The organism is Mesorhizobium sp. M0598, assembly GCF_040320865.1.
Taxonomy (GTDB): Bacteria; Pseudomonadota; Alphaproteobacteria; order Rhizobiales; family Rhizobiaceae; genus Mesorhizobium.
This window is the reverse complement of the sequence record NZ_JAMYQL010000033.1, coordinates 47,516-72,504: the sequence shown is the minus strand read 5'-3', so window position 1 is coordinate 72,504 and position 24,989 is coordinate 47,516. Positions and strand designations below refer to the sequence as shown.

Genomic DNA, 24,989 nt, shown 5'->3' with positions numbered 1-24,989 from the left:
ACGCAGTTTCTGCGGAGCAGTTACGCGGTTTTCTTCCAGATCCCCTTGCTGCCCGAAGCCGTTTTGGGTGCGCGCCGCTCGGCCTTGCTCGCACGAGCACTCATGACATCCAGCCGGGAAGGCGCCTTCGAAGAAGAGGAGATTGCAGAATATCGGCAGGCTTGGGAGCGGCCGGGGGCGCTGACCAACATGCTCAACTGGTATCGCGCCTTGCGCTTTCGCCCGAGCCTGAAGGAGCGGATCACGACGCCCACTCTTGTTATGTGGGGGATGCAGGACCAGACTCTGGAATCCGGGCTGGCCAAGCGCAGTCTCGCCCTTTGCGACGATGGCCGCCTGCAGACTTTCGAGGAGGGGACGCATTGGGTTCAACGCGAAGAAAGCAACGCGGTGAATGCGGCGCTTCTGGCGTTCCTGGAGGGCTGAGATGCGATACGGTTCTGCAGGCGGTTCGAGCCGGCGCGAGCTGTTGACGACGCTCGCCGTCACCATCACAGCCTACCACCTTACCTCCGTCGCTGATGCATCAGAGGCAGAGGCCTCAACGGAGCGTCCCATGCCGCATGTCGTCCTTCTTGGGGATTCGATCTTCGACAACGCGGCTTATGTTGCCGGCGGACCTGACGTCGCGTGGCAGTTGCGGGAGCGCCTGCCCGAAGGGTGGCGTGCAACTCTCAATGCCGTCGACGGTGCTGTCACGAGCGGCGTCGAGCGGCAGCTTGAACGGCTCGCGCAGGATGCGAGCCATCTCGTCGTCAGTGTCGGTGGCAATGATGCTCTTCGTCATGCGGGTCTTCTGGATCAGGCGGCTCGTTCGGTGGCCGAGGCTCTGGACAGAATCAGCGATGTCCGGGAGCAGTTCGAGCAGGATTACATGAGGATGCTCGAGGGGGTGCTGAGCCGGGATCTGCCCACGGCCATATGCACGATCTACGAGGCACGCTTTCCCGACCCGCAGCGTCGCAGGATTGCCGCAAGTGCCTTAACGATCTTCAATGACGTCATCACCCGGTCGGTCTTCTCCCGCGGTTTGCCGCTCATTGACCTGCGCCTGGTCTGCAATGAGGATGCGGACTTCGCCAATCCGATCGAACCTTCCGTTCGTGGCGGCGCGAAGATCGCGACAGCCATTGCGGCTCTCGTGGCGGAACACGATTTTGCTCGGCGCCGGTCGGAGGTCTTCGCCGGTTGAGCGGCTTCTCGTTCGTCTGATCAGGCAGCGCTCGCGCAGGTAAGGCCGGTTGGATGCACGGCAACCAGTCACTATCTTTTGTGGCGCGTCGAGCAGGGGCTTTAGGATTAGAGCCGCAGCTTCATGTGCACGTGGTCGATCCGGAGACGAACCAAGGGCGGCCGGTGTATTCACGGACGAGTGCCTGCCTCTACCCCTCTGCGTAAACGGACGGGAGTGGTCCATTATCTGAGCACTGGCTACATGACGTGAGGCAGACGACGAAATGTCGCCTTGTACATCGAACGTGCGCTATCAATTCCCGCTCATTGAAAGACGACGAGACGGTGACAGTGCGTTCCTCGATGCGGCCATGGGCCTTGTCGAGATCGACACGCTGTCGAGGCAATGGCAGAGGCATCATCGAAGTAGCATTCGATCTCGGTACGCAGCGTCGGCTGGTTGGCCTTGACGGCGAGCAGATAGTCGGCGCTGGCATTGCGAATGGCGGTAGTGATCGAGGCGTTGGTGGCGATGGCACAATCTCGACCCGGCCTTGGGGCCCTCTGATATTGCCTTCCAGAAAGTCGTCGAAATCTGGGGCTGCAAGCATGTCTTTGAACTGGTCGCCGAGTACGGACCTCGTCTTCCGCGCCTCCCAGCTCAGCAACCAACTCTTCTCGGCCGTCGACGATCAAGAGTATGTCCTCGGCATCCCGGCTAGAAAGCAGATCCTTTCCACCTCTGCCAAGGTATGCCTCCAGCTTCGTCGCGACGAAGAGTGCCGGTGTCAGGCGACGGAGATGAGCTTATCGTCCAACGGACAATCGACCGCCGTCTCAATACCCGCTTCATACCAACGATTGCTGAATCCGAGGATTTTGGGATCGTCCGGCATGAAGTCGACTTTGATCCGGCCAAGATGCGTTCGGCAAATGACACTGTCGTTGGGTGACTCCGAGAAACCCCGCTCTCGAAGCCGTTCCAGGAGCTGCGCCCATTCCGAAAAGCCGGCCAGATCGACAATTAGGTCGACGTCGTCAGTCGCCCTGACATCCTCGAGCGTGATGGCATCGGTGATGAAAAGAGCGGTCGTACATCCGCCGACGAACACAAGAGCTTGCGCAGGTCATCGCCTAGAGCTTCCGCGACAGCCCTTAGCATTGCTAGTAGCTGGCCTTGGATGCTGGTCATTTCTGCGCGAGCCTTTCCGCAAGACGCTCCGCCGCGAGGGCAGCCTCGCGCTGGTTTCCGAGTCTTATTGCGTCCGCAAGGGCAAGATACTCATACAGCCGATCATCCCTTTGAACGGCTTCAGGAACGCTTTTAAACATCGGCGTCACCGATTGTCCCATGTCGCGGCCGCTGGCATAAGGCCACACATAGATGTAGCTGCCAGCGCTTATTAGCACGTTCTTTAGGATGGGCGCCGCAAAAGCGGTCGGGATTCCGCGCTGCATTGCTCCAGGCTTCGCTGGAAAAACGAACTTCAACCCGTGCACGCGCTAGGAGCAGGCAAATATCGCAATCCAGGTAAGGTTCCCAGCTATGGCCCGCTCGACCCCGCCACGATCTCAGCATACCGCTCCCTGGGATCTCCCCAATCGGTCTATGTTCAGATGTTATGGCGCTTCGGTTTGATCCGTTCAGAGCGCATGGGAGAGGTGCGGGCCTGTAGGGCAAGGGCTGGCACCGTCCGTTCCGCCGCCCTAGTCGAGATCAGGTGGGAGCGGCGGGACGGCAGCGTGACGAACAGTGTCGGGGCTCCTCATTGAAGAGCCGCAGCTTCGGTCTGTTCGTATCATGCGCCTTTTTCGCCCTGAGCATTTGAGACGTCGCGTCGTTCCGAGTGCCGGAGCACTATGCTGAGCGGGGCGCAGCAAAGGTGGCCTTCATCTCCGCGTCCAGACCCTCGAAGGCCATTTCTTAGTGCCGAAGCTACCGGTCATTCGGGCCGCTGGCGCCCTTTGTGTTTTTCTGACTTGCTTCTCAGTAGGCGATCTGCCCGTCGCGGTTCGGTGTGCCAAGGACGTGGGTTCTCGGCGGCAGCATCACCTGGTCGAAGCTCTGCGTGAACATCGCTGCCGCAAAGAAAGCCACGGCGCGGAGCGTTTCGGTCCCGGTATTCTCAAGATCGTGGCGAAATGGTGTGGGCAACACAAACACGCTACCGGGCGCGACGGGGTGAGTGGTACCATCCTCGCAGTACAGCAGGCCGGTGCCTGCAATTATGTATTGGGTTTCCTCAGTGGCGTCAGTATGCCAGCCCAGGCGACCCCCTGGCTCGATCTCATATACAATTGTCGAAGAAGCCGTTGATCCGTTCCCGCCAAAACGGGCGAAGGCACCCTGCCAACGCACAGCGGGGTCGCTCTCACCCCAAACCTTGGAGCGAGGCAGATTGTTAGAATCGATAACCGGACCCATGCTGATCATGCCCCATAAGTTGTTTGACGTGGTCACCGTACTGCATGATATCAGACACCCAAAGCCGTTGCTTCGGACGCGGTTAAGAATAGCTTCCCGAGCACCGGGGCGTGCGCTTCTATTCGCTTGCCGCGCAACGGCTAATTTGGCTTTGGTGAGTCGAGGTTCAATCGCTGTGGGGCTTTTGGGCAAGCGCGCAGCTAGGCCGCCTTCTTGATCTCCGCGACCTGAACGCCCAGTCGGAACGCCTGACCGTCTGCAAACGAACGCGCGTAGCTCTCAGATGTAAAAGCGACCGTGGTGGTGGTGCCGTTGACCGTCACGCGAACCGACCACTCTTTGTCCCTAATGATTTCAACGGCATGTTGCTCATGCGCAGCCATGCATTCCTCCCAGAATCTTCCGTTGAGGATGGGAGGATAGCGTCGTAAAACTGGTTTGCATGCAAATAATCCGACACCGCGACGTCGAAATGCCGAAACACGCACAGCTAGGCTCGTTCCTTGGCGAGGTTGAAAAGTGCGGTGGCAGTCTCTTCAGCCGTCCAGCCTTGCTCGATGCAAGAGGACACCAGAGCGGCGTACGCACCTTCGAGGGCGACTGCGCAGTTCACGCTCCTGTCCGGGCTGTCCTGGGAGAGAAGGGGCGGTTCGACTTGTGCTGTTTGGGATATGCAGATAATTGGCGGAGTGCCAGCAAGTTCCTCCGCACTCGCGCTTCGCACCGCGGTGCCGCCCAAACACGCGGATTACCAGGCGGACAAAAAAGCCCCGGCGCTGGGTCGTTGCGCCGGGGCTTTGGGCAGGTACAAGCTACACCAACATGTCCGTTTATGAATGTACGCTAATATAAAGTAAAAAAACGGTGAACCACGCATAGGCCGAAGGGCGCACGCTCAAAGCTGGGGTGAAGCGGCAATATCAGTGATGACAAGTTGCGCACCCTGATTGTTCCACCCAGCTTTCGACCGAACGAGGGGCGAGGATGCTGGCTGTGTTGATTTGCCATGATGATGTACTCCGTGACCGCTCATGCCGATGAAGCGGCTCGAACCGCAAATCTCAAAATGTCTAGTGATGGCCACTGGGACCCCGGAGGGAGAGGAACCGACATCCCACCTTCTCTAGCTGAGGAACTGTCTCTCGTGCCTGACGCCGCCGGCGATTACCGGAAATTGAACCGCCACATTGGTGGCGCGCCATCTGAAAAAATTTGTACGGGCGGCGGAGCCGCTATCGAGCATGAAAGGGCTGTTCGAGGGTGCCGACGAGCCTTCGTTCATGTCCGCACCCTAAGGGCTTGCTCCAGTCTGTCGGCGATCTGTGTGACGATATAGGCAATCACCATGTAGATCACGACGGCAATCACGAACGCTTCGAGGTAGTAGTAATTCAGCGCGGCGGTCAACTGGGACTGGGCGAAGATGTCGACAACCTCGATGGCGAACCCGAGGGAAAGCGCCTTCATGATCACCATCATCGAGGTTGTCAGGTCTGGAATTGCGGTGAGGGCCACCTGGGGAAATAGGATCCGTCGGAACAGTTGGCCGCTTGTATAGCCCAGCGAATGGGCGGCGTCCGACTGACCGGTATCGAAGGCGTTGAGGGCTCCTTTGATGATCTCCGCTTGGAACGCCGCAACACAACCGGTGACTGCAATGACAAGGATTACCCAGTTGGGCGTTTCGTGGGCGTTGAAGTTGATCCCGAGCAACGAGAGCAGGAACTGGAGTGCCGGGGGCAGACCGAAATAGGCGAGGAAAATCACGATCACCATCGGAACGCCCTTGAAGACGACCTTGTAGGCCATGATGAGCTCTCGCAGCACGGGGATCCGCCTATGTTCGACGAGCGCAAAAAGGCTGCCGACAATCGTGGACAGGATGAAAATCGTGAAAGCCATGCCGAGCGTCACGGGTACGGCGCCCAGAATTTCCTGCGAGTCCTGGAGCATAATATCGGTATCAAACATGGTCGGATTACCCCTACGTCACACGCTCGCGACGGCCGCGTTCTTGATCTGAGCTGTTGTCGTCGTCTCTGGCGCTTGCATCGGTGAGCGGAGCTCGAAGAAGCGCACGACGAGCCACGCGACAAGGCACATCAGCGAATAGATAACCGCCAGCACGAGGTACGTTTCGAACTGGTACTGGTTATAGTCGCGCTCCATGATCAAGTGCGCGGTCGCCATCACGTCCGCAGCCCCGATGTACATGACCAGCGCAACGTTATGGATCAGGTAGATGATGGAGTTTCCATAGCCCGGCAATGCGAAGTGCACCGCTTGCGGTCCGACTACGCGGGTGATCTTCTGTCGGAAGGTATATCCCAGACTGTCGGCCGCATCATGCTGGCCGCGATCGACGGCCAGGTATGCAGGTCGCATGACTTCCGACAGATACCCTCCATGATAGAGGCTCAGCCCCACCATCGCAGCGATCGTTGCAGAAATAAAATCCTCGGCGCCGAACAGGATCACCAACAAGGGCAGCCCGTAGAACGCGACGAACAACTGCAGGACGACGGGAACACTCCGGGCATAGGACACGTAGAGGTCAGTCAGGTGACTGATCACCGGTATCCTCCGAACCCGGAGTGTTGTCGCGACGAGAGCCAAGCAAAAGCCGACGACCATGGCCGTAAAGGTGATGGCGAGCGTCAGCGGCAACGCCGAGAGCAGCTCGGGAATCATAGCAGAAACATCCACTTTGAAACGCTCCTTCTTTCAATTCAGCCTTACCGCTGGCTATCGCTACAAGGTTGGGGAAAGGTCCTGTTACTTCATGTATTTGACGATGTCCTCGCCGAACCATTTCTGCGAGAGCTTTTCGATCGTGCCATCGTCTTTTAATTCCTTGAGAACCTTGTTCACGTCGTCGGCTAAAACCTTGTTTTCGTCCGACCTGTGAATCAGCATGTAGGTGTTGTTGCTGAAGACCGGATCGGACGCCACAATATCGAGCTTCTTTTCCTCGATGACGGTCTGCTCACCGAGATTCGAAGGCAGAACAAGCGCGTCGAATTTACCGTTCTGAACTTCGTCCAGTCGGTTCGGATAGGGAATACCGGCGCTCGATGCCGTAACATCAAGCTTGTATTTTGGATTTTCTTTTTGCCAGTTCATAATAAACTTGTATGTTCCACCGCCGGCCGTGGTCGGAACGATCCTCTTGCCGACAAGGTCCTTCATTTCCTTGATGCCGCTGCCTTTTTTGCTGTAGATCTTCATCAGGCTGGCGCCCATGGGGTTTTCCGGAATGAAGAACTGCTTGGCGCGCTCAGGCGACTTGTAGTAGCCACCGACGGCGATGTCGTACTTGCCCGTGGCGAGGCCGGTTTCCTGCGCGATATCCGAAACACCTTCCATTTCGAACTTATACTGCGGCAGCTTTGCGTTGATCGCTCTCAGAAGATCGGGCTCATAGCCTTGCGGCTCGACGCCGATCGCGCCCCATGCCAGCGGCTTGGATTCCGCCGACGTCGCGATCTTGATCGTGCGAACGGTCTGACCATAGCTGATCCCTGCGGTTGCAAGGGCAATTGCGATGCCGCCGGCAACAGCCAGGGCAGCGCGACGGGAAAAACTGGATGTGATTGCAGACATTTCTTTGGTTCCCTTCTTGTTGGATTATTGAAATGCGAGTTCGGACTGCAGGAATTGAGCAAGTCGTGGGCTGGATGGCGCATCGAAGATCTCAGCTGGACTGCCATCGGAGGCAATCACGCCACGATCCATGAAGACGATCCGGTTCGAGATGTTCTTTGCGAATTGCATCTCGTGGGTCACAAGCAGCGAAGTAATCCCTGACGACGTGACATCCTTGATCACCTTCAGAACTTCACCGACGAGTTCAGGATCCAGCGATGACGTAGGCTCATCGAAGAGCATTACGTCGGGACGAACCGCCAGCGCACGCGCGATTCCGGTGCGTTGGAGCTGGCCGCCCGACAGCTGGGACGGATAGCTGTCCCGCTTCGCTGAGAGGCCGACCCTTTCAAGCTCTCGCAGCGCGACTTCACGCGCCTCGTCCGTGGACTTGCGCTGCACGACGATCAGCGGATCCATCACGTTCTGGAGGACCGTCATGTTCTTGAAGACATTGAATTGCTGAAAGACCATCGCTGTCCGGAGCCGGATCGCCTGGACAGCTGTCTTGTCGGCGCGCTGGTAATCCATCCGAATCTGATCGAACGCGATGGTTCCTGACGACGGCTTGGCCAGGTAGTTGATGCATTTCAGCAGCGTGGTCTTGCCGGTGCCGCTGGGGCCTATGATCGACACCACGTCACCCCGCTTTACCGAGAGATTGACGCCGTTCAGGACCTGCGTGCTTCCGTAGGACAGCCTTATATCTTTGAGTTCAAGCATTTCTGGTTAGCCCTTCAGAGTGTGGGACGGACTGCCTTGACATGTGGGTCATCATCATCCGCTCTCCGCGTGGCCGAGAACGTGCATCAGCCGGTTTGCCCAGCCGAAGATCGATATGGCGTGGATCAGGTCGATGATCTCGGCGTCATCCATGCCGACGGATCGCAGCGAGGCGATGTCGTCTACCGTTGCTTCCGACGGTGCCGCCGACAGACGGCGGGCAAAGCTGTAGATTGCCGCATCGCGTGGCCCGAGCGCTTCCGGTTTGTCGAGGTACAGCGCGGTGACCACGTCATCGCTCTTGGTCAGCTCTGCATGGCGGCGGGCGTGAACAACGGCGCAGAATTTGCAGCCATTGACGATCGAGGCACCCAATGCGCCAAGTTCGCGGTCGGGACGGGCAAGCCCGCCTTCGACATACATGATCGCGTTGAACAAGACGGTGCGGGCAAGATAGCTCTCGGGATCATGCACAAGGGTGCGCACATACTCCGAAACTTTCTTGGCCGATGGCGTGACCTTCATCGCTTCGAGCTGTTCCGGCGTGGCCTCGGAGAGCTCGACCGGTGCGATGTAGGGATGCCAATTGAGCGGTTTTAGGCGCACCGAGGAAATCATGCCGACCTCAACAATCGCAGGCCCGTCGCAACCCGCGTCTGGAAGTTTACGAAAGCAATCAGTTCGGAGAGCGCGACGATCTGAGGATTGTTCAGTCCGGCCGCAGCGAGGAGGGCGATGTGGTTCGCCTCCGCCTTTTTCGGCGTAAGGGTGATCAGGTCAACATGACGGACGATGGTCGCCAGGGGTTCATTCAAATCCGTTTCCCCCCGAGCCAAGGCCAGAAGCGGCTCCGTCGGACCAAGCTGGGCCAGTTGCACATCATATTCGGCCATTAGGACGGGATCATCATTCAGAGCCGCCATGCGACGGGCCAGAGCAACCCGCAGGTTCGGGGCCAGCCCCTGATCGTTTGCCGGCTGCAGGACGGAGAGGCGACATTCCTCGGCCCCTTGCACGAATTCGGCCCGAAACCGCCGCGCGGTGAAAAGAGCATCGTCCGGGGAAATCCCCGCGGCCTTGTCCATGGCGTCGATCACAGCGCGGCCTCCTTATGTAGCAAGGGTGTTGAATCGACCCACTCGTCGCCCAGAAGCTCGGGCGTGTCGTAGGCGATCAGATTGGCGAAGTGGGTTTCGACATCTTCGGCAAACAGCGACGCGGCAATGCCGCGGACCAGACGGTCGGCACCGGCACTGACGGCCGGGATATCGCCGGAGACCTTGCCGTGGGTCAGCATGGCGGCGTCGTTGAAGCAGTGGATATGTGCTAGCATCGGGCAGGAGCCGGGGACGCGTTCGCGAAATTCGAAGGCAGGACCGAGATCGGGCGCGTCCGACATACCTGCGCGCGGCGGCCCCATATCGGGCGTATATCGCCCATCCGACCAAGTGCGGATACGTGGCGCGAGTGCTGCAAATTCCGGGCGGCCGTTGAAGTCGTTTGAAAATCCGGTTGCCGCGATCATGAAATCGTAGCGCATCGGCCCTTGTGTGGTTTCGACCAGAAGGCCTCCGGCATCTTCCTTTACCGCGACTATGCCACAGTCGAGAAAGAACCGCGCATTCGGGTGGCGAGACACGCGGAGCGTCGATGAACGCGGCGGCGGTGTCTGGGCCGAGGCGGTGTAGTCGAAGAACTTCCACTTCCAGGCATCGGGCAGGTGATAGATGCCATGTACAACGCCCTGGCTGCCGATGCCGGTCAGCTTGTTGATGCGCGGCATTTCCTTGCGGCGGATCAACATGTCGACTGAGCCGGCGCCACCCTCGAGGGCTGTTGCGGCATTGTCCATGGAAGAGGCACCGGCGCCGATGACGGCCACGTGCCTACCTTTCAGCGAGTCGAAATCGATGTCGTCGGCAGAATGAGCCCAATGGGCGCGATCGATGCCCTTGAGGAAATCGGGAACGGCAAAACCGCCCAGACCGGACCGACCGGTCGCCAGAACGAGACGACGGGTGAGAACCCGGCCGGTTTCCGCGCCCTCGATATCGATCGCAATCAGATCTCCAACGGGTGCGAGGCCGGTCATGCGCACGCTGTTGCGCACTGGCAGACCGAGAACCTTGCGGTACCAGACTAGGTAATTCATCCACTGGCCCTTGGGGATTTTGTCCAGCGACCGCCAGGCCTCAACGCCCCATTGCGCCGTGAACCAGGCGCGGAAGGTTAATTGCGGCAGCCCGAGCGACGGACCGTGCAGGGTCTTCGGCGACCGGAGCGTTTGCATGCGGGCAAACGTTACCCATGGCCCTTCGAGCCCGGTCGGAGCAGCATCGTAGGCGACGACATTGGTGATTCCGGTTAGTACCAGCTTTGCGGTGGCAGCAAGTCCGCACATGCCGGCGCCAATGACAACGACGTCACGGACCGGGACGCCGTCATGCAAGCGCTGTGGGACCCAGGGCTTGGCGGGCAACTCGAGATAGTCGAGATCTTGCGCAAGCTGTGCTTCCAGTGCAGCAAGGCCTGCAGGAGTGGGAGTATGCTTCATATTCCCGTTCCGTGATTTGTGCCCGATGCAGGATCGGTGACCAATTGGCCGGCCAAAGCTGGATCGAGTTTCCTGAAACCGGCAATTGACCGTTCAGCCACCGCTTCGACCGCATCCATCAACGCCTGCGCAACTGGGCGAAGGGGACGGTTTGCGGCAGCCACAACGCCCCAATAAAAGAGAACGGTTACGTCGAGAGGGCGAATAACGACACCGGGCAGGGGCACGCCGTATGCCGTGAGGGGATCGATGACAGCGGCAACCCCAGTCTGACGCACGATCTGCAACGCACCATAGGCAGTATTGGTCCGGATCACTGGGCCGGTGTCGATGCCGCGAGCCGCCAGCGCTTTAGCGACGTGCAACTGAAAACGCAGCGGATTGAGCAGCGTGGCGACGCGGCGCCCGGCAAAACCCGAAAGCGGAACCACGTCAAGTTCAGCCAGCGGATCGTCCTCCCGCACGGCAGCGACATCAGGCGCCGAATAGAGCCGCAGGACATCCAGACCGGGCGTATCGAGCGGCAGGCTTGAAAATCCGATTTCGGCGCGTCCGCTGCGCACTTCCTGGGCGACGATCGAGGGAAGAAACTGCCCGAGATGCGTCTCGTGCGGAAGCTCCGCACCCTGGAGCTCAGCCAGCGCCGTCGGGATCAAGCCGGTGCCGATCGCAGAGGTTGTGACAATCTGCAGGATTCGCCCCCTGCCGGCGGCGATCATCTTGGCACGTGCTGCGAGTTCGGTGAAGGACATCAGCAGGCGTCGCGCTTCTTCCTCGAAGGCCACTCCCTCTTCAGACAACTGCACCCGTCGACCGATCCGATGCAGCAATTCGAAGCCAAGCTCGGCCTCGAGATCCTGAATGGTGCGTGTCACCGCAGGCTGGGACCGCCCGAGCATGTCAGCCGCCTTGGTGATGCTGCCGCTGGCGGCAACCGCAAGGAACGTCTGAAGGTCTCGGGTTTCCATGGTCTCCTTCATGCGCAATCCGTATGATTGACATCGTCTCATTCGTTTTTGATATATGTCAAGCGGAAACTAATGTTCGTTACGGCTTTGTGCATTTGGCCGGCTTCAGAGCCGGAATCCCGATCGGGAAGCGGCCGAGGACGTCAGACGCGACTCCGGCCTGCGGAACCTCCTGATGAAAACTTTCATGTGTGACGACGGCAAGGATTCTCGAACCACAAAGCCTGCAACAGGAGGAATATTATGCGCGTGAGTATTCTGGGCGCCGGAGCAATTGGTTATGGCCTTGCCGCCTATTTGGCAGGATCAGGACATTCGCCAATGCTTTGGTCACCGTCGGGACTGCGCACCAGGGCTTTAGCTGGCGGCGAATTGTTAACAGCGACGGGGGACATCGCGGCGACGGCACCGATGCGCATTGCCAGGGATTGTAAGGATGCCGTCGCCAACGCGGACGTGGTGATGATTGCGCTTCCGGCTTACGGCCACAAGATGGTGATGGATGCCGCCGTCCCCCATCTCATTGATGGAATCCCGGTCATCATCAGTTCGCATTGTTCGTTCTCGGCGCTTTATCTCTCCAAGCGGTTGGCGGAGCGCAAGGTCAGGTTGCCGATCGTCGTTTGGGGCACAACACTACTGACCGGCCGCCAACTCGGACCAACCGAAGTCCATGTCACCACCATCCGCCAGAAGCTTGACGTTGCGACGCTGCCTTTCAGTTATCAGGATCAAGGACACGAGCTTTGCGCGACCTTGTTCGGCGATCGTTTCGTCAAGCGCGACGGTATGCTTGCGATCGCGCTCAGCAACCTCAATCCGCAAAATCATCTAGGAATTGCGCTTCTTAATCTGACACGCATGGAAAAGGCCGAGCAATGGAGCCAGGGGGGAAACGTCACCCCTGCCGTGGGCCGCCTTATCGAGGCTCTGGATGCCGAACGGCTCGCCATCGCCAGCCATTTTGGTATCGCGGTTCGTACCGTCAAAGAGCATTTTTCATTGTCGTTCCATGTCCCGCTGGGAACCGTTTCGGAGATGAACCAGGAGATGGACCGCCAGGGCCGTGGCGGCTTTGGCCCGACAACCATCGAAAGCCGCTATATTCTCGAGGATGTTCCGTTCGGACTGCTGCCGACCGTACTACTGGGGAAGATAACGGGGAAACCGGCGATACTCCACGAGTCTGGAGTTTCCATATTGTCGGCGGCTTATGGTCGCGATCTCAAGGCAGATAATGATATTCTTCCTGCTTTGGGAATCGAAGGGTTGTCAGACGTGGACCTCGCGAACCTTTCGCGTGAGGGATTCTAATGGTCGCAAAATGCTGAGCCGACTCGGGCAGGTGCGGGCACGAGGTAGGGTTCAAGGGGGAGTCAGGCGGACGGTCGCCGACGCCAGAGGCCGATCGAGCCGCTACTGGCGGTTACAGTTTCAGCGAGCAGCCTTGGATATGAGGGCCTACTCAAGGAAGCCGCGAGCAAAAAATTCAAATAGCTCGCGTTGTCCCTGAATATCACTCGTAGGCCGGACCAACTTTTTTGAAATCTTAGCACTTCAGTCGGGCCTTCCTGCCAAGTTCGTTGGTGCTACAAGTGCGGCCAGTTCGTGCGCTCTTGCTTGGCACTTTCAAGCACCTTCTCACGAAGAGTGGATGCTCGCCGGACGCCTATCAAGTCAGTCCTGCGATTATATCTGACGCCGACCGCGCTGGGAACCAAAAATAGCCGCGGGCTCTGATGAAGGCGGAGCAACATTGGCGGGCTGAATACGCCTCCTGTCGTTGACACGATGCTCTCCAGGGGGATAGGACCTTCTCATGAATAGACCCCCCCATGTCCACGAGACACATCCCGATATTATCAAACGTCTGAAACGCGCCGATGGCCATCTACGAGGCGTCATAGAGATGATCGAAACGGGCCGACCTTGCATCGATATCGCCCAGCAGCTTCACGCCGTCGAGAAGGCCATATGCCAAGCCAAGAAGACGCTCATCCAGGACCATCTCAACCACTGCCTAGAGGATGTCGTGGGTCCGCTCCCGCGTGAGCAGAGGCGCTCGATCGACGAGTTCAAGGACATCACCAAATATCTTTGAGCAAGGAATTTTGAGGCCTCGCCATGATGGACAGCATACGCGATTGGTTCGGCATCAGCCCTGGAAGCCAGGGCTTCGGCGGGCATGGCCATGACCGTGCCGAGGGCGGACACGGCCACACGCACGGCGTGGTCGATCCCACCATCGCGACGACCACACGTGGCATCTGGGCGATCAAATGGTCGTTCGTCCTGCTAGCCATCACAGCGGTGCTGCAACTGGTCATCGTATTCCTCTCGGGTAGCGTGGCGCTGCTTGCCGACACCATCCACAATGTCGGCGACGCGGTCACCGCCATCCCGCTGTGGATCGCCTTCATGCTGGCGAGGCGCAAGCCGAGCAAGACCTTCACCTACGGCCTTGGCCGCGTCGAGGACCTGGCCGGCATCGTTATCGTCCTGATCATCCTGTTCAGCGCCATCGTCGCCGGCTATGAGGCGATCGACAGATTGGTCAACCCCAAACCCATCGCTTTCCTCGGCTGGGTAGCGGCCGCCGGCCTGATCGGCTTCGTTGGCAATGAGGCTGTCGCCGTGTTCCGCATCCGCGTCGGCCGCGAAATCAACAGTGCTGCGCTGATCGCCGACGGCTATCATGCCCGCACCGACGGCTTCACCAGCCTTGCGGTGGTGCTTGGGGCCATTGGCGTTTGGCTCGGGTTTCCGCTTGCCGACCCGATCATCGGCCTTTTGATCACGGTGGCGATCTTCGCCATCGTCTGGCAGTCGTCAAAGGCGGTGCTTACGCGCATGCTCGATGGCGTCGAGCCCGGCATCGTCGATGAGATCCATCATGCCGCCGGGCATGTGCGGGGCATCGAGCGGGTCGCCTTGGTTCAGGCGCGCTGGATCGGCCATCGCCTTCATGCCGACATCGCCATCAAGGTGGCCGACACCGCGACCGCGAAGGAAGTGGTCGGCATCACCGATGCCCTGAGGGAGGAGTTGTTCGACCACCTGCCGGCCCTCTCGGAAGCGAACATCCGCCTGGAAGGCGAGGGCGGACCTTTGGCTGCAAATACCGGCCATGCCCACCACGCACCCGACCCGTTCAAGGTCGCCTGCGATATGGCAACCGGCACGCTTGAAATCGTCGACACGCCCGCAGGCGAGCGCCTGCGTCTCACCATCGACAGCCATGCCGACGACCTCGGGGCAACCGTGATCATCGACCGGCCCGGGGGACCCGAGACGCTGCCGCTCGGACCCGTCGCGGGCGATCACCACCGGCTCGAAAGCAGCGTCGCCCCCGCCGAGCCGCATGAGTTCGCGGCGAGGCTGATTCTAACCGCGAAGGGCAGGGAACAGATCCTGCCGTTCAAGATGGTTGAGCCGGAGGGCCACCATCACTGATCCCTCGACTGGCGCGGCACCTTGCGCTGCCCAAGCACCCGAGAAGACAGACATCATGCTGGAAGTCCTCGCCGACCGTACGTATCGGCACCTGTTTCTGGCGCAGGTCATCGCGCTCATCGGCACTGGCCTCGCTACCGTGGCGCTCGGGCTGTTGGCCTATGATCTTGCCGGCGCCGATGCCGGTGCCGTGCTGGGCACTGCGCTGGCGATCAAGATGATGGCCTATGTCGGCGTGGCGCCCGTGGCGGCGGCTTTCGCCGAGCGCCTGCCGCGCCGCACCATGCTTGTATCGCTGGATCTGGTGCGGGCCGCGGTCGCCGTCTTCCTGCCCTTCGTCACCGAGGTCTGGCAGATCTATGTATTGATTTTTGTCCTGCAGGCGGCCTCAGCGGGCTTCACGCCGACGTTCCAGGCGTCGATCCCCGACGTGCTGCCCGACGAGAAGGACTACACGCGGGCGCTGTCGCTTTCACGGCTGGCCTACGATCTGGAGAGCGTCATCAGTCCGATGCTGGCGGCGGCCCTGCTTTCCGTTGTCAGCTTCCACAGCCTGTTTGCTGGCGCGGTGATCGGCTTCCTGGGATCCGCGGTGCTGGTCGTGTCCGTGGTGCTGCCAAGCCCGCAGCCGTCTGAACCGCGCGGCATCTATGAACGCACAACGCGCGGCATCCGCATCTATCTGGCGACGCCGAGACTGCGCGGCCTTCTGGCGCTCAACCTTGCCGTCGCCGCCGCCAGCGCCATGGTGATCGTCAACACCGTCGTGCTGGTGCAGGCGAAATTCGGGCTTTCCCAGAGCGACACGGCACTTGCGCTTGCAGCCTTTGGCGGTGGCTCAATGATTGCAGCTCTCGTTCTGCCAAGGCTGCTGGAGAGCATCCCCGACCGGGTGGCGATGCTTTGGGGCGCGGGGATACTGGTCGCCGGCGTGTTCGTCGGTCCGCTCGCTTCCACTTATGAGCTGCTTTTGCCGCTCTGGTTTGTGCTTGGGCTCGGCTACTCACTTGCGCAGACGCCGTCCGGACGGCTTATCAAGCGCTCGGCCAATCCCGTCGACCGGCCGGCGCTGTTTGCGGCGCAGTTCGCGCTTTCGCACGCCTGCTGGCTGATCACTTATCCGATCGCCGGGCGCGTCGGCGCCGCGATGGGCCTGTCCTTCACTTTCATCCTCCTTGGCGTGATCGGCGCCGCCGCACTCTTCGCAGCGATGTGGTTGTGGCCGCGTCATGATCCCGATGTCCTCACCCACACCCATGACGATCTGCCCGATGGGCATTCGCATCTCGAGGACGCCGTATGGACCGAAACGGGGTTCGAGCATTCGCATGGCTATGTCGTCGACGATCAGCATCCAAAATGGCCAAAGGCGAGCTGACCGGCTGCGATGCTCGGGGACCTTGCCGCCTGTGGCGGACTTTTCCTAACCGCGTTCGCAGCCACGACCGTGTTGCCGCTGCAATCGGAAGCGGTGCTGGCCGGCCTGCTGGTGGCCGGCAGCCACTCACCGGCAGCGCTGATCCTCGTCGCGACCGTCGGCAACGTGCTGGGCTCGGTGGTCAACTGGCTGCTTGGCCGCGGCATCGACCGCTTTCGCGACTGCAAATGGTTTCCAGTTAAGTCTGCCGCGCTCGACCACGCCGCGACGCGCTACCGCCGCTATGGACGATGGAGCCTGTTGCTGAGCTGGGTCCCCGTCATCGGCGACCCGCTGACGGTGGTGGCCGGAGTGCTGCGCGAGCCGCTCTGGAGTTTCGTTGCGATCGTCACGATGGCGAAAGCCGGCCGCTATCTCATTCTTGCCGCCGTGACGCTGAACGTGATCTGACAGGTCGGCAGAGAAGGCCACGGCAAGGTCACAGCATGCGGCCTCGCCTCTGATCCACATCCCCGTGTGGTTCCAGGCTAACTATTGGCAAGGTTCATCTTGTCCAGAGCCGCCTTGAGGCCACGCGCCAACTTGACGGCGTCGTCGTTCGCCCAGAAGTGCATGAAGAAGAGTCGCGGCTGCTCATCCAGCATGTGACTATGCAAAGCCGTTACCTCGATGCCGTTCTCGCGCAGAGCACGCAGCACGGGGTTGACCTCCGACGCGATGAGGACGAAATCGCCTGTGATCGCAGCCTTGTCCCCTCCGGTTGGCTGGAAGTTTATGCCTATGGCGCTGCCCATGGACGCAGGAACCGTCATACCGCCGTCGGTGATCGTTTCGGCTCGCGCGATGGTGAATTGGTAGATGCCGCCGTTGGCCTTGCCCTTGCGACCGATGGCCTGCTCGACGGCGGCCGTGTCGAACGCGATCTGCGGCTGTGTCGCAGCGGGCGTGGCATTCACCATTGGCGTCTTGCTCAGCGCCAGCCCGGCATGAAGAGCCGCCGCCAGCGTCACGGGATCACCCTGACCCAGGACGTGCATGTAAAGGGTCATCGGTTCTGCGCGCAGCAGATGGTTGTGCAACGCGGTGATCTCGATGCCACTTTCTTCAAGCTTCTTCATGACGGGGTTCACTTCGTCTTGCGTCAGGACGATATCACCCATGACCATGACCTTGTTTCCCATCGGTTCGAACGCGACCCAGCCACCAAGGGCAAAGCCAGGCTTAACGGCTACGCCGTCAAGCGATACCTTCAGGTCGGTTCGCGGCAGGCCGACCCTGTAGACGCCATCAGGCATTTCGGTTCCGGATTTGCCGAGTGTCTTTGCAACCATTTGCCAATCGGGAGCCGCGGCGGCGGGCTGGAGCGACGCTGACATTGCAATCGAGATTGCACCGATCATGAGTTTTGCATGCATGGGATATCTCCTTGTGATCTGCCCCATTGCCCGATCTGTCATGCGGCCGCCGGCTTCGGCGCGGGTGGCCAGCTGTGGGTCTCCGCTTTGCGGCGCGAGGCCCAGGCGTAGAGTGCGTCATAGATGACGAAGCCGTGCTTCAGCACCTCGTGATCGTCGGGTGTCACATCACGCAGACCCATGGAGATCGCGAGTAGTCCTGCCGACTGTGGCGTGAGATCGTGCCGGTCGGTGTCGGCACCGCGCACGATTGCGGCAATGGTCACGATCGCCGGGTCGCGCTCGAGGCCATATTTCGAGACGAAGGTGTCGAAGCTGCAGCCGTCGCCGACATGCGTGAACTCGACGCCGGGCACGTCATAGGGCGTCGCGCCGGTTTCCTCGGCAACATGGATCACCTGATCCGGCGCCACAAAGAGAAACTCCGGCTCCTTGTCGATGAAGCGCGCAATCAGCCAGGGGCAGGCAATGCGGTCGATGACCGGACGTTCGCGAGTAACCCATTTCATGATGAAATCCTTTCTTCGCTCATCACCAGGGGGACGGTTGGCGCGCCGATCGCATGCCAGGCGGCGACGCCGCCTGAAAGTGCACTTGCATAGACGCCGCGGCGGCGCAGTTCGGCGACGGCGTCGCCGCTGACCTGGAAGCCATAGAGGCAATAGACGATCACCGGCCTGTCTTTCGGCACCTCCTCCGCCCAATCGGCAATCTTTTCGGGTGCGCGGACCTTGGCTCCCGGCAGCATATCGCTGCGCTTTGCCAGATCCTCGGCTAGGCACACGTCGAGCAGAACGAGATCTTCTCCCCGATCGAGGCGCGCGCGCAACTCCTCCGGCCCGACTGCCGGAATCCTTTCAACCGACTCAGCCCTAGCTGCGGGATCGCGTTGCGCAACCGCTCGCTGATGGCGGAGAGCGACCCGATCCCAATGGATGTTCTTCATGAAGGCGTCTACATAGGCACCGGCCTTCGCGCCGAAATCGAGATGATAGGCGTGTTCGTACATGTCGAGCGCGAGGATCGGTATGCCGCCAGCGAGGCAGTTGGTGTGGTCCGCCGCCCATTGGATCGTCAGCCGGTCGCGACGCTCCGACCAGGTCAGCAAGGTCCATCCAGAACCGCCGGCTTGCGCCTTTGCGCACGCCATGAACCTGGCGCGCCAGTTCGCTACACTGCCGAAGTCGCGCTCCAGCGCGGCGGCGAGATCGCCACCGGCATCGCCGGTGCCACCCAGCCCATCAAAATAGATTTCGTGGAGGATCGCTGAATTGGTGGCAACCAACTCCTCGCGCTTCAACCCGTTGATGTCGAAGACGGGCGCCGTGCTCCAATCGAGTTCGTCGAGCCGCCGTTCGATGGCGTTGAGGCGGCGAACGGCACCTCCGTAATTGTTTTCGTAGTGGCTGGCCAACAACCGTTCGGACAAGCCGACGAGCCTGGGCGGCTTGAACGGTAGCGGCATGATCCGGTGTGGCATCGGGTTCTCTCGCTCGGCGGCACGGCCCATCCGTGAGGAAGCGAAGGCTATGCTCAAACGAAAAATGATACAAGTGTTGCATTTCACTTTGTTCGTGATACGGTTTCATTTATGAATGAGGGGCAACCGCAGGAGCAGCGCTGGCTGCTTCTGATCCATCAACTGCCAAGCAAGCCCGCCTACTTCCGGGTGAAAATTTGGCGACGGTTGCAAGGCATCGGCGCGGTCGCAGTCAAAAGCACCGTTTATGCCCTGCCGGCCAATGCCGAGATGCAGGAGGATTTCGAATGGCTTCTGAAGGAGATCGTCGCTGGCGGCGGCGAGGCCATGATGTGCGAGGCGCGCCTCGTCGATGGTTTGTCGGACGCCCAGGTGCGGGCGCTGTTCGACGCAGCCCGTGATGCCGACTATGCGGGGGTCGCTGGGGAAGCGCGCGAACTGGCTGCAGCGATTGGGGCCGACGCGACATCGGAAAAGGATGCCGAGGCACGTTCGCAACTGGGTCGCTTGCGCAAGCGGCTCGCTGAAGTGGTGACGATCGACTTTTTCGGCGCCAGCGGTCGCCTCACCGCCGAGGGTTTGATCGCCGAACTCGAGGCACAGATTGCAAAGGACGACGGCATGACCGACGAGCCCAAGAAGGCGGCTGACCCGGCCGAGCTCAAAGGCCGGATCTGGGTCACGCGCCGGGACGTGCATGTCGACCGTATTGCTTGCAGCTGGCTGATCCGTCGTTTCATCGACGCCGATGCGATCATCCGCTTCGTGGCGGGCAAGGGATACGTGCCAAAGGAGGGGGAATTGCGCTTCGACATGTTTGAAGGCGAAATCACGCATGAGGGCGATCGCTGCAGCTTCGAAGTTCTGCTTGCCCGCGCCGCCATCAACGACCCGGCGCTGCAGGCCATCGCCGAGATCGTCCATGACATCGATCTCAAGGACAACAAGTTCGGTCGCGAAGAGGCGACGGGCATTGCTAGCCTGATCGCCGGCATCGCCATGGCGAACAAGAGCGACGAGCAACGGATCGCGCAGGGCGCTCCTGTCTTCGACAACCTCTATCAGTATTTCGGCAAGAAACGCGGATGACCGAAAGGACGCAAGCAATGGCCAATCTGGAGCAGACCGTCGCGACGACGCCCTCTTCAGCCGGGACTCACGACCACGGCGTTTCGTTTGCTGCAGCCATGCGCGTATGGGCTCGTGTGGCAATGCTCAGTTTCGGTGGGCCGGCGGGCCAGATCGCCATGATGCATCGGATCATCGTCGAGGAAAAGCGCTGGATCGGCGAGACCCGATTCCTGCATGCGCTCAACTACTGCACGCTGCTGCCCGGTCCTGAGGCGCAGCAATTGGCGATCTATATCGGCTGGCTCATGCACAAGACCAAAGGCGGCCTCGTTGCCGGCACCCTGTTCGTCCTGCCCGGGGCAATCGCGATAATGGTCCTGAGCTGGATCTACGCGATTTTCGGCAACGTCGGCGCCGTTCAGGCGCTCTTCTTCGGCCTTAAGGCGGCAGTTCTGGCCATTGTGCTTGAAGCGGTCCTGCGGATCGGCAGGCGGGCGCTCAGGAACAATGTGATGGTAGGCCTCGCCGCCGCCGCCTTCATTGCCCTGTTCTTCTTCAAGGCGCCGTTTCCGGTGGTCATCCTGGCCGCGGCTGTGATCGGTTACGTCGGCGGCAGGGCAGGCTGGGCTGCTTTCAAATCGGGCAACGGACATGGCAAGTTTGCCGGCACGCAGGTCGATGATGCCGACTCGGCGCTTGGCGAAGGGATACCGGCTCATGCACGGCCCTCCGCCGGGTGGGGGTTCAAAGTTGCCGGAGTGGGATTACTGCTATGGCTGGTCCCGGTCCTCGCGCTGCTTGCATTCCTAGGGCAGGGCAACGTCTTCACCGATATCGCGATCTTCTTCTCCAAGATGGCGATGGTCACCTTCGGCGGCGCCTACGCAGTCCTCGCCTATGTCGCTCAGCAGGGTGTGGAGCACTATGGCTGGCTGAAGCCAGGAGAGATGCTTGACGGTCTCGGTATGGCCGAGACTACGCCTGGTCCACTCATCATGGTCACCCAATTCGTCGGCTTCATGGGGGCCTACCGTGCGCCAGGTGTGCTTACCCCGCTGGTAGCCGGAACACTCGGCGGTCTTCTGACAACGTGGGTAACCTTCATCCCGTGCTTCCTATGGATATTCCTAGGCGCGCCGTTCATGGAGACCATGCGCAGCAACAAGGCCTTGTCCGCAGCGCTGGCTGCCATCACTGCAGCGGTGGTTGGTGTGATCCTAAACCTGGCGGTATGGTTCGCGCTTCATGTGTTGTTCCGCGAACTGCATGACTTGAGCTGGCTGGGCATGACGCTGGACGTGCCGGTGCTCAACTCCATCAATATCCCGTCGCTGGTGCTGACGCTCGTCGCGCTGCTGGCGGTATTCCGTTTCAAGGTCGGCATGATCCAGGTCCTCGCGACCTGTTCGATATTGGGTGTTCTTTACGGCGTCGCCACGGGTTTGGTCTAGGCTGTGCAGTCGGCCTCCCGACTGGCATGCAGGAGGTGTGTTCGGTTCGCACGGCGCGTCGGATCCGTTCGCGCAACTGGTCGTGGATCGTATCGCCGCTGCTCAAAAGCAGCGCGTGGTGCACCGATTGGAAGGCCTGCGCGTGCTCGAACATCGGCAGGCTGAATTCGAACAGGCGGCGGTTTGCCTGCTCCCTTTCCGACATGCGCCTGTTCAGCGACTGCAGATGCGCCTCCAGGGTCGCACCGCGCAGTTGGTCCTTGCCGGCGTAATGGGTGTAGAAGGTCGACCTGCCGACATCAGCCTTCTGGCAGATGTCCTCCACGGTGAGTGCCGCGTAGCCGCGCTCGGGGATCAGGGCAATCAGCGCGTCCTGCAGCAGGGCGCGCGTGCGCGCGCGCCGCGCCGGTCGATCGTGCCCCTGTCGTCGGTCCGCTCAATTTTCATGGTCACTGCGCCCTGCCGCGTGCGGTTCCGGACATTCAGCGGTCCGGTGTCTCTCAACAGCTTTTCCAGACACTGTGTCCAGTATGATACGCCAAGTCCAGAAGCTGAATGATCATTTGAGCACACCGAAATAGAGAGGCGGCAAAAAATTCATGCACCAATTTGGTCATCGGGCCGGCGACGCACACGAGCGAGTAAGCTTCAATGACTTCACGATTCAGCACAACATACGCAGGGTCACCGTCGACGATGGCAGCGACGGCCAACTCGCAATTGCCCGGCGCGCCCACCTTGCGCACGATGATGAGGTCAAGCGGCGCCTTCAGGACTTTGGCCACTTCAGCGGCAACAGGAACGCCACCGCGCGGCAGGGCCAGAATGACAGGTTGGTGCAACTGGAGTTTCCTCAGCTCGATGGCAAGCCTCTGCCCCGCCTCCCGACGATCGTGGAACATCGTTCAACCCACCAGCCAGAGGTGTCGGAGGTGGACCACTTCGCCAGACAATACGTGGCGGGCAAGCCGCTTCGATCGCCTTGGTGATATCGACGCCAAGCTTGCGCCCAAAGCTATTCCGGACGCAAATGAGGAAGCCGCTCTTTTTCGTTCCGCCACGGGCTCCCCCGATAAGTCCAGCGCTCGAAATGAAGTGTGGGTCATGCGGAGATCCTTCAATCTGGCTTGCCATTCTGGCCGACGGGAAGACTGTCGCATTAAGCCGGATCAATTTGGCTGGACCCATGTCGGTCAAGCAGTCCACGAGGGGTGGAACTTCCGTGTTGGAGTCGGGGCAACCGCGCCGACGTGTATTCAATCCAGCAAGTTCCGATCACAAGACGGGCCTTCAAATCCTTCAGCAGATCTTCAAGCAACCATCGAAGTCCAGCGCCTCTGTGATGTGTCTGATCGCTCGACTGGCTGGACTGGAGGCTCTATCGGGGCTTTGCCTCGACTAACCGCCTCACGTGGATGCTGGCCGGGTCCGGGGTGAAACTCAGGGACGAGCCGCTGGCAAGTGCTGGTCGTGGTCGTCCAACGGGAAGAAGTGGACAGCCTTCAGCGTGACCGGAAGGTCATAGCCCTCAATCAGCACGGTCGCCCACTGATCCCCTAGATCATCCTGCCAAGTCTCGATGACGCGGCACCTCACAGCCACATCCATGCCAACCTCGATATTGTCTGTTCTCTTCGCCATCCCGAACTCCCGTTGCTTGGCATTGGTGCTGTCATCGACGCTTCGCTGTCGCGCCAGTTCGAAGCAATCGGCTGATCGCCCCCTGTTTTAGGAGAGGGAGCGGCTAACACCCATTCACGGCAGCGGTTGTGAGCGTAGCCGCCCAACACCCTTTCCGACTGCTTGTGTCGAAGTACCAGGCCTGCATTCAACTGGCTTTGATGCGCATCAATTGAGGACGATGATCAGCGGGCGGGCGCACCTCTCGACTGCGTCAGCCTCACGTAAGAGGCAGCGGCTCCGGTCATTGCTGTACAAGGGCCTGCTGCTCACGCCTGTTGGGCGAGTCGATGGCTTTTGGGATTAACGATGCACAACCCGGAGAAGTCTTGGCGATATTCGACCGTCTTCGTATCCAAAGTTCACAGCATCCGACTTGAAGCAGGGAAAATCAACTTGCCTCCAAGCCAGACAGGCTAATATTCGGTCGTGCTTTGTGGAGCTTTTTTTATGTGGCAAATTGGTGGTTTCCTGCTGGCCATATTTGTCGCCCTCGCGGCCGCGGTCTTTGTGACCTTCTTAGCTTACGAAACCCAGCTGAGCCGTATACGCAACGCCGCCAGCCGAGGCAGTGTGGTCGCTAAACTCGACGCAGGTCCGATCGAATACGTCGACAATGGAGTGGGTCCTGCGCTTCTATCGATCCACGGGGCCGGTGGCGGCTTTGACCAAGGGCTTGCCAATGCGGCTGATCTTGTGGGCGAGGGCTTTCGGATCATCGCGCCGTCGCGCTTCGGGTATCTGCGCACCCCCGTTCCGCAGGATACCTCTCCAGCCGCGCAGGCCGATGCGCACGCGGCGTTGCTGTCCAAACTGGGCATTCCCGAAGCGATAGTCGTCGGCGTTTCGGCAGGCGCGCGTTCTGCGGTCGAGCTGGCACTCCGTCATCCGGACAAGGTCACCGCTCTCGTTCTGATCGTCCCAGGCCTTTATTCGCCCACCAGTCCGGTGTCGATCGAAGCGAGCCGCGGCAACAGGTTCGCATTCTGGGCCGTCAATGCCGGCGGCGACTTCGCCTGGTGGGCCGCTGAGAAGATCGCGCCGTCAGTGCTCGTTCGTTTCCTCGGCGTTCCGCCGACGCTGGTTGCGGCTGCGCTTCCGGCCGAACAGGACCGCGTCATGAGCATCGTCGAGAGTGTCGAGCCGCTGTCGCTGCGCTTCGCCGGGATCAACATCGACAGCACCCCCGCCTTGCATGAACTGCCGCTGGAAGTAATCACTGCGCCGATGATCATTATTTCTGCGCGCGACGATCTGTTTAACACCCTGCCGGCAGCTGAGTTCGCTGCAGCCAAGATCCCGGGTGCCAAGCTGGTCATCTACGACACTGGAGGACATCTTCTTGTCGGACGACAGCAGGAGGTTCGCATGGCAGTCCGCATGTTCCTAGCTGGCGCCGGCCGGATCCCGTCATCCGAGAGCCCGGACAGTCAGACAAGACCCGCTCGGGGGCAGTAGCGCCTCACAGATCGCGTCGTTGTTGTCCCCGATCGATGGAATGGTGGCAGAAGAGGGACAGCGCATCACGACGTAGCTCTCGAACCGGCGTTCGATGCCCATCCACTGGAGCGTG

27 protein-coding genes and 2 pseudogenes are annotated in these 24,989 nt (G+C 60.3%); 10 read left to right on the top strand and 19 right to left on the bottom strand.

The window, feature by feature from the left end:
- The coding region (locus NKI59_RS28565) for an alpha/beta fold hydrolase (protein ID WP_352708059.1) at positions 1-426 on the top strand (426 nt) is incomplete at its 5' end.
- 130 nt (positions 427-556) lie between these two features.
- Complete coding sequence (locus NKI59_RS28560; RefSeq protein WP_352623660.1) at positions 557-1,192, top strand: SGNH/GDSL hydrolase family protein; 636 nt, start codon at positions 557-559, stop codon at positions 1,190-1,192.
- Between the two features lie 322 nt (positions 1,193-1,514).
- On the opposite strand, the pseudogene NKI59_RS28555 reads toward NKI59_RS28560, so the two are convergent.
- The 13 genes and pseudogenes from NKI59_RS28555 to NKI59_RS28495 form a co-directional block, all read right to left on the bottom strand.
- Positions 1,515-1,710, bottom strand: a pseudogene (locus NKI59_RS28555) (ISAs1 family transposase); the annotation flags it as partial.
- A 251-nt stretch (positions 1,711-1,961) separates the two neighbouring features.
- Positions 1,962-2,285: a hypothetical protein gene (locus NKI59_RS28550; RefSeq protein WP_352623662.1), complete on the bottom strand. Its 324-nt coding sequence runs from the start codon at positions 2,283-2,285 to the stop codon at positions 1,962-1,964.
- A gap of 76 nt (positions 2,286-2,361) precedes the next feature.
- Positions 2,362-2,673 (bottom strand): annotated as a pseudogene (locus NKI59_RS28545) (hypothetical protein); the annotation flags it as partial.
- A 487-nt stretch (positions 2,674-3,160) separates the two neighbouring features.
- A complete protein-coding gene (locus tag NKI59_RS28540) occupies positions 3,161-3,607 on the bottom strand; it encodes a cupin domain-containing protein (RefSeq protein WP_352708057.1) in 447 nt (148 codons plus the stop codon).
- Between the two features lie 191 nt (positions 3,608-3,798).
- A complete protein-coding gene (locus tag NKI59_RS28535) occupies positions 3,799-3,981 on the bottom strand; it encodes a hypothetical protein (RefSeq protein ID WP_352637940.1) in 183 nt (60 codons plus the stop codon).
- An 895-nt stretch (positions 3,982-4,876) separates the two neighbouring features.
- Positions 4,877-5,569 carry an amino acid ABC transporter permease gene (locus NKI59_RS28530; protein WP_352623666.1) on the bottom strand — a complete coding sequence of 231 codons (693 nt, stop codon included), beginning with the start codon at positions 5,567-5,569 and terminating at the stop codon, positions 4,877-4,879.
- Positions 5,570-5,587: 18 nt separating this feature from the next.
- Positions 5,588-6,304 carry an amino acid ABC transporter permease gene (locus NKI59_RS28525; RefSeq protein WP_352623668.1) on the bottom strand — a complete coding sequence of 239 codons (717 nt, stop codon included), beginning with the start codon at positions 6,302-6,304 and terminating at the stop codon, positions 5,588-5,590.
- Between the two features lie 69 nt (positions 6,305-6,373).
- On the bottom strand, positions 6,374-7,201 hold the full coding sequence (locus NKI59_RS28520; RefSeq protein ID WP_352623670.1) for a transporter substrate-binding domain-containing protein: 828 nt from the start codon (positions 7,199-7,201) through the stop codon (positions 6,374-6,376).
- Positions 7,202-7,225: 24 nt separating this feature from the next.
- A complete protein-coding gene (locus NKI59_RS28515; protein WP_352708055.1) occupies positions 7,226-7,966 on the bottom strand; it encodes an amino acid ABC transporter ATP-binding protein in 741 nt (246 codons plus the stop codon).
- A gap of 54 nt (positions 7,967-8,020) precedes the next feature.
- Complete coding sequence (locus tag NKI59_RS28510; protein WP_352623674.1) at positions 8,021-8,584, bottom strand: peroxidase-related enzyme; 564 nt, start codon at positions 8,582-8,584, stop codon at positions 8,021-8,023.
- Entirely contained in the window at positions 8,581-9,063 is a 483-nt protein-coding gene (locus NKI59_RS28505) for a CMD domain-containing protein (RefSeq protein WP_352623676.1), read from the bottom strand. The genes NKI59_RS28510 and NKI59_RS28505 overlap by 4 nt, the downstream gene beginning before the upstream one ends.
- Positions 9,060-10,520, bottom strand: a complete 1,461-nt coding sequence (locus NKI59_RS28500) for an NAD(P)-binding domain-containing protein (RefSeq protein ID WP_352708054.1) — start codon at positions 10,518-10,520, stop codon at positions 9,060-9,062. Before NKI59_RS28500 ends, NKI59_RS28505 begins: the two co-directional genes overlap by 4 nt.
- On the bottom strand, positions 10,517-11,488 hold the full coding sequence (locus NKI59_RS28495; protein WP_352642723.1) for a LysR family transcriptional regulator: 972 nt from the start codon (positions 11,486-11,488) through the stop codon (positions 10,517-10,519). The genes NKI59_RS28500 and NKI59_RS28495 overlap by 4 nt, the downstream gene beginning before the upstream one ends.
- A 243-nt stretch (positions 11,489-11,731) precedes the next feature.
- Here NKI59_RS28495 and NKI59_RS28490 point away from each other — a divergent pair, with 243 nt between their 5' ends.
- The 5 genes from NKI59_RS28490 (at position 11,732) to NKI59_RS28470 (ending at position 16,769) form a co-directional block, all read left to right on the top strand.
- Entirely contained in the window at positions 11,732-12,802 is a 1,071-nt protein-coding gene (locus NKI59_RS28490) for an NAD/NADP octopine/nopaline dehydrogenase family protein (protein WP_352708052.1), read from the top strand.
- Positions 12,803-13,307: 505 nt separating this feature from the next.
- Entirely contained in the window at positions 13,308-13,589 is a 282-nt protein-coding gene (locus NKI59_RS28485; RefSeq protein WP_352623682.1) for a metal-sensing transcriptional repressor, read from the top strand.
- Positions 13,590-13,612: 23 nt separating this feature from the next.
- The gene (locus NKI59_RS28480; protein WP_352708051.1) at positions 13,613-14,941 is read left to right on the top strand and encodes a cation diffusion facilitator family transporter; all 1,329 of its coding nucleotides are present in this window, start codon (positions 13,613-13,615) and stop codon (positions 14,939-14,941) included.
- A 55-nt stretch (positions 14,942-14,996) separates the two neighbouring features.
- Positions 14,997-16,319, top strand: coding sequence for an MFS transporter (locus tag NKI59_RS28475; RefSeq protein WP_352623686.1), 1,323 nt, complete (start codon positions 14,997-14,999; stop codon positions 16,317-16,319).
- Positions 16,320-16,328: 9 nt separating this feature from the next.
- Positions 16,329-16,769: a YqaA family protein gene (locus NKI59_RS28470; RefSeq protein WP_352708050.1), complete on the top strand. Its 441-nt coding sequence runs from the start codon at positions 16,329-16,331 to the stop codon at positions 16,767-16,769.
- A gap of 77 nt (positions 16,770-16,846) precedes the next feature.
- Here the strand turns inward: NKI59_RS28470 and NKI59_RS28465 are convergent, their stop codons facing one another.
- Genes NKI59_RS28465 through NKI59_RS28455 form a run of 3 tightly spaced genes read right to left on the bottom strand, consistent with a single transcriptional unit; the run spans position 16,847 to position 19,214 of the window.
- Entirely contained in the window at positions 16,847-17,734 is an 888-nt protein-coding gene (locus NKI59_RS28465) for a DUF1259 domain-containing protein (RefSeq protein ID WP_352708048.1), read from the bottom strand.
- 38 nt (positions 17,735-17,772) lie between these two features.
- Complete coding sequence (locus NKI59_RS28460; protein ID WP_352623691.1) at positions 17,773-18,243, bottom strand: chromate resistance protein ChrB domain-containing protein; 471 nt, start codon at positions 18,241-18,243, stop codon at positions 17,773-17,775.
- The gene (locus tag NKI59_RS28455; RefSeq protein WP_352623692.1) at positions 18,240-19,214 is read right to left on the bottom strand and encodes a Fe-Mn family superoxide dismutase; all 975 of its coding nucleotides are present in this window, start codon (positions 19,212-19,214) and stop codon (positions 18,240-18,242) included. Before NKI59_RS28455 ends, NKI59_RS28460 begins: the two co-directional genes overlap by 4 nt.
- 111 nt (positions 19,215-19,325) lie before the next feature.
- On the opposite strand from NKI59_RS28455, the gene NKI59_RS28450 reads away from it, so the two are divergent.
- Together NKI59_RS28450 and chrA are read left to right on the top strand one after the other, a co-directional pair.
- The gene (locus NKI59_RS28450; RefSeq protein WP_352623694.1) at positions 19,326-20,303 is read left to right on the top strand and encodes a chromate resistance protein ChrB domain-containing protein; all 978 of its coding nucleotides are present in this window, start codon (positions 19,326-19,328) and stop codon (positions 20,301-20,303) included.
- Positions 20,304-20,320: 17 nt separating this feature from the next.
- Positions 20,321-21,736, top strand: a complete 1,416-nt coding sequence (chrA, locus tag NKI59_RS28445; RefSeq protein ID WP_352623772.1) for a chromate efflux transporter — start codon at positions 20,321-20,323, stop codon at positions 21,734-21,736.
- Here chrA and NKI59_RS28440 read toward each other — a convergent pair.
- The 3 genes from NKI59_RS28440 to NKI59_RS28430 form a co-directional block, all read right to left on the bottom strand.
- Positions 21,657-22,061, bottom strand: a complete 405-nt coding sequence (locus NKI59_RS28440; RefSeq protein ID WP_352623695.1) for a TetR/AcrR family transcriptional regulator — start codon at positions 22,059-22,061, stop codon at positions 21,657-21,659. The two genes, chrA and NKI59_RS28440, sit on opposite strands and share 80 nt — an antisense overlap.
- A gap of 175 nt (positions 22,062-22,236) precedes the next feature.
- Positions 22,237-22,638 (bottom strand): phosphoribosyltransferase family protein, encoded by a 402-nt coding sequence (locus NKI59_RS28435; protein WP_352708047.1) that lies wholly within the window; start codon positions 22,636-22,638, stop codon positions 22,237-22,239.
- A gap of 538 nt (positions 22,639-23,176) precedes the next feature.
- Complete coding sequence (locus NKI59_RS28430) at positions 23,177-23,377, bottom strand: hypothetical protein (RefSeq protein ID WP_352623704.1); 201 nt, start codon at positions 23,375-23,377, stop codon at positions 23,177-23,179.
- A gap of 489 nt (positions 23,378-23,866) precedes the next feature.
- On the opposite strand from NKI59_RS28430, the gene NKI59_RS28425 reads away from it, so the two are divergent.
- Complete coding sequence (locus NKI59_RS28425; protein ID WP_352623706.1) at positions 23,867-24,874, top strand: alpha/beta fold hydrolase; 1,008 nt, start codon at positions 23,867-23,869, stop codon at positions 24,872-24,874.
- The last annotated feature ends 115 nt before the right edge of the window (positions 24,875-24,989 follow it).

Bases quoted from the DNA above. Each gene is read 5' to 3' on its own strand.
- NKI59_RS28560 (WP_352623660.1), top strand. From the start codon at position 557: ATGCCGCATGTCGTCCTTCTTGGGGATTCGATCTTCGACAACGCGGCT.
- NKI59_RS28540 (WP_352708057.1), bottom strand. From the start codon at position 3,607: ATGATCAGCATGGGTCCGGTTATCGATTCTAACAATCTGCCTCGCTCC.
- NKI59_RS28535 (WP_352637940.1), bottom strand. From the start codon at position 3,981: ATGGCTGCGCATGAGCAACATGCCGTTGAAATCATTAGGGACAAAGAG.
- NKI59_RS28530 (WP_352623666.1), bottom strand. From the start codon at position 5,569: ATGTTTGATACCGATATTATGCTCCAGGACTCGCAGGAAATTCTGGGC.
- NKI59_RS28520 (WP_352623670.1), bottom strand. From the start codon at position 7,201: ATGTCTGCAATCACATCCAGTTTTTCCCGTCGCGCTGCCCTGGCTGTT.
- NKI59_RS28515 (WP_352708055.1), bottom strand. From the start codon at position 7,966: ATGCTTGAACTCAAAGATATAAGGCTGTCCTACGGAAGCACGCAGGTC.
- NKI59_RS28510 (WP_352623674.1), bottom strand. From the start codon at position 8,584: ATGATTTCCTCGGTGCGCCTAAAACCGCTCAATTGGCATCCCTACATC.
- NKI59_RS28500 (WP_352708054.1), bottom strand. From the start codon at position 10,520: ATGAAGCATACTCCCACTCCTGCAGGCCTTGCTGCACTGGAAGCACAG.
- NKI59_RS28495 (WP_352642723.1), bottom strand. From the start codon at position 11,488: ATGGAAACCCGAGACCTTCAGACGTTCCTTGCGGTTGCCGCCAGCGGC.
- NKI59_RS28490 (WP_352708052.1), top strand. From the start codon at position 11,732: ATGCGCGTGAGTATTCTGGGCGCCGGAGCAATTGGTTATGGCCTTGCC.
- NKI59_RS28485 (WP_352623682.1), top strand. From the start codon at position 13,308: ATGAATAGACCCCCCCATGTCCACGAGACACATCCCGATATTATCAAA.
- NKI59_RS28480 (WP_352708051.1), top strand. From the start codon at position 13,613: ATGATGGACAGCATACGCGATTGGTTCGGCATCAGCCCTGGAAGCCAG.
- NKI59_RS28475 (WP_352623686.1), top strand. From the start codon at position 14,997: ATGCTGGAAGTCCTCGCCGACCGTACGTATCGGCACCTGTTTCTGGCG.
- NKI59_RS28470 (WP_352708050.1), top strand. From the start codon at position 16,329: ATGCTCGGGGACCTTGCCGCCTGTGGCGGACTTTTCCTAACCGCGTTC.
- NKI59_RS28465 (WP_352708048.1), bottom strand. From the start codon at position 17,734: ATGCATGCAAAACTCATGATCGGTGCAATCTCGATTGCAATGTCAGCG.
- NKI59_RS28460 (WP_352623691.1), bottom strand. From the start codon at position 18,243: ATGAAATGGGTTACTCGCGAACGTCCGGTCATCGACCGCATTGCCTGC.
- NKI59_RS28455 (WP_352623692.1), bottom strand. From the start codon at position 19,214: ATGCCACACCGGATCATGCCGCTACCGTTCAAGCCGCCCAGGCTCGTC.
- NKI59_RS28450 (WP_352623694.1), top strand. From the start codon at position 19,326: ATGAATGAGGGGCAACCGCAGGAGCAGCGCTGGCTGCTTCTGATCCAT.
- chrA (WP_352623772.1), top strand. From the start codon at position 20,321: ATGGCCAATCTGGAGCAGACCGTCGCGACGACGCCCTCTTCAGCCGGG.
- NKI59_RS28435 (WP_352708047.1), bottom strand. From the start codon at position 22,638: ATGTTCCACGATCGTCGGGAGGCGGGGCAGAGGCTTGCCATCGAGCTG.
- NKI59_RS28430 (WP_352623704.1), bottom strand. From the start codon at position 23,377: ATGGCGAAGAGAACAGACAATATCGAGGTTGGCATGGATGTGGCTGTG.
- NKI59_RS28425 (WP_352623706.1), top strand. From the start codon at position 23,867: ATGTGGCAAATTGGTGGTTTCCTGCTGGCCATATTTGTCGCCCTCGCG.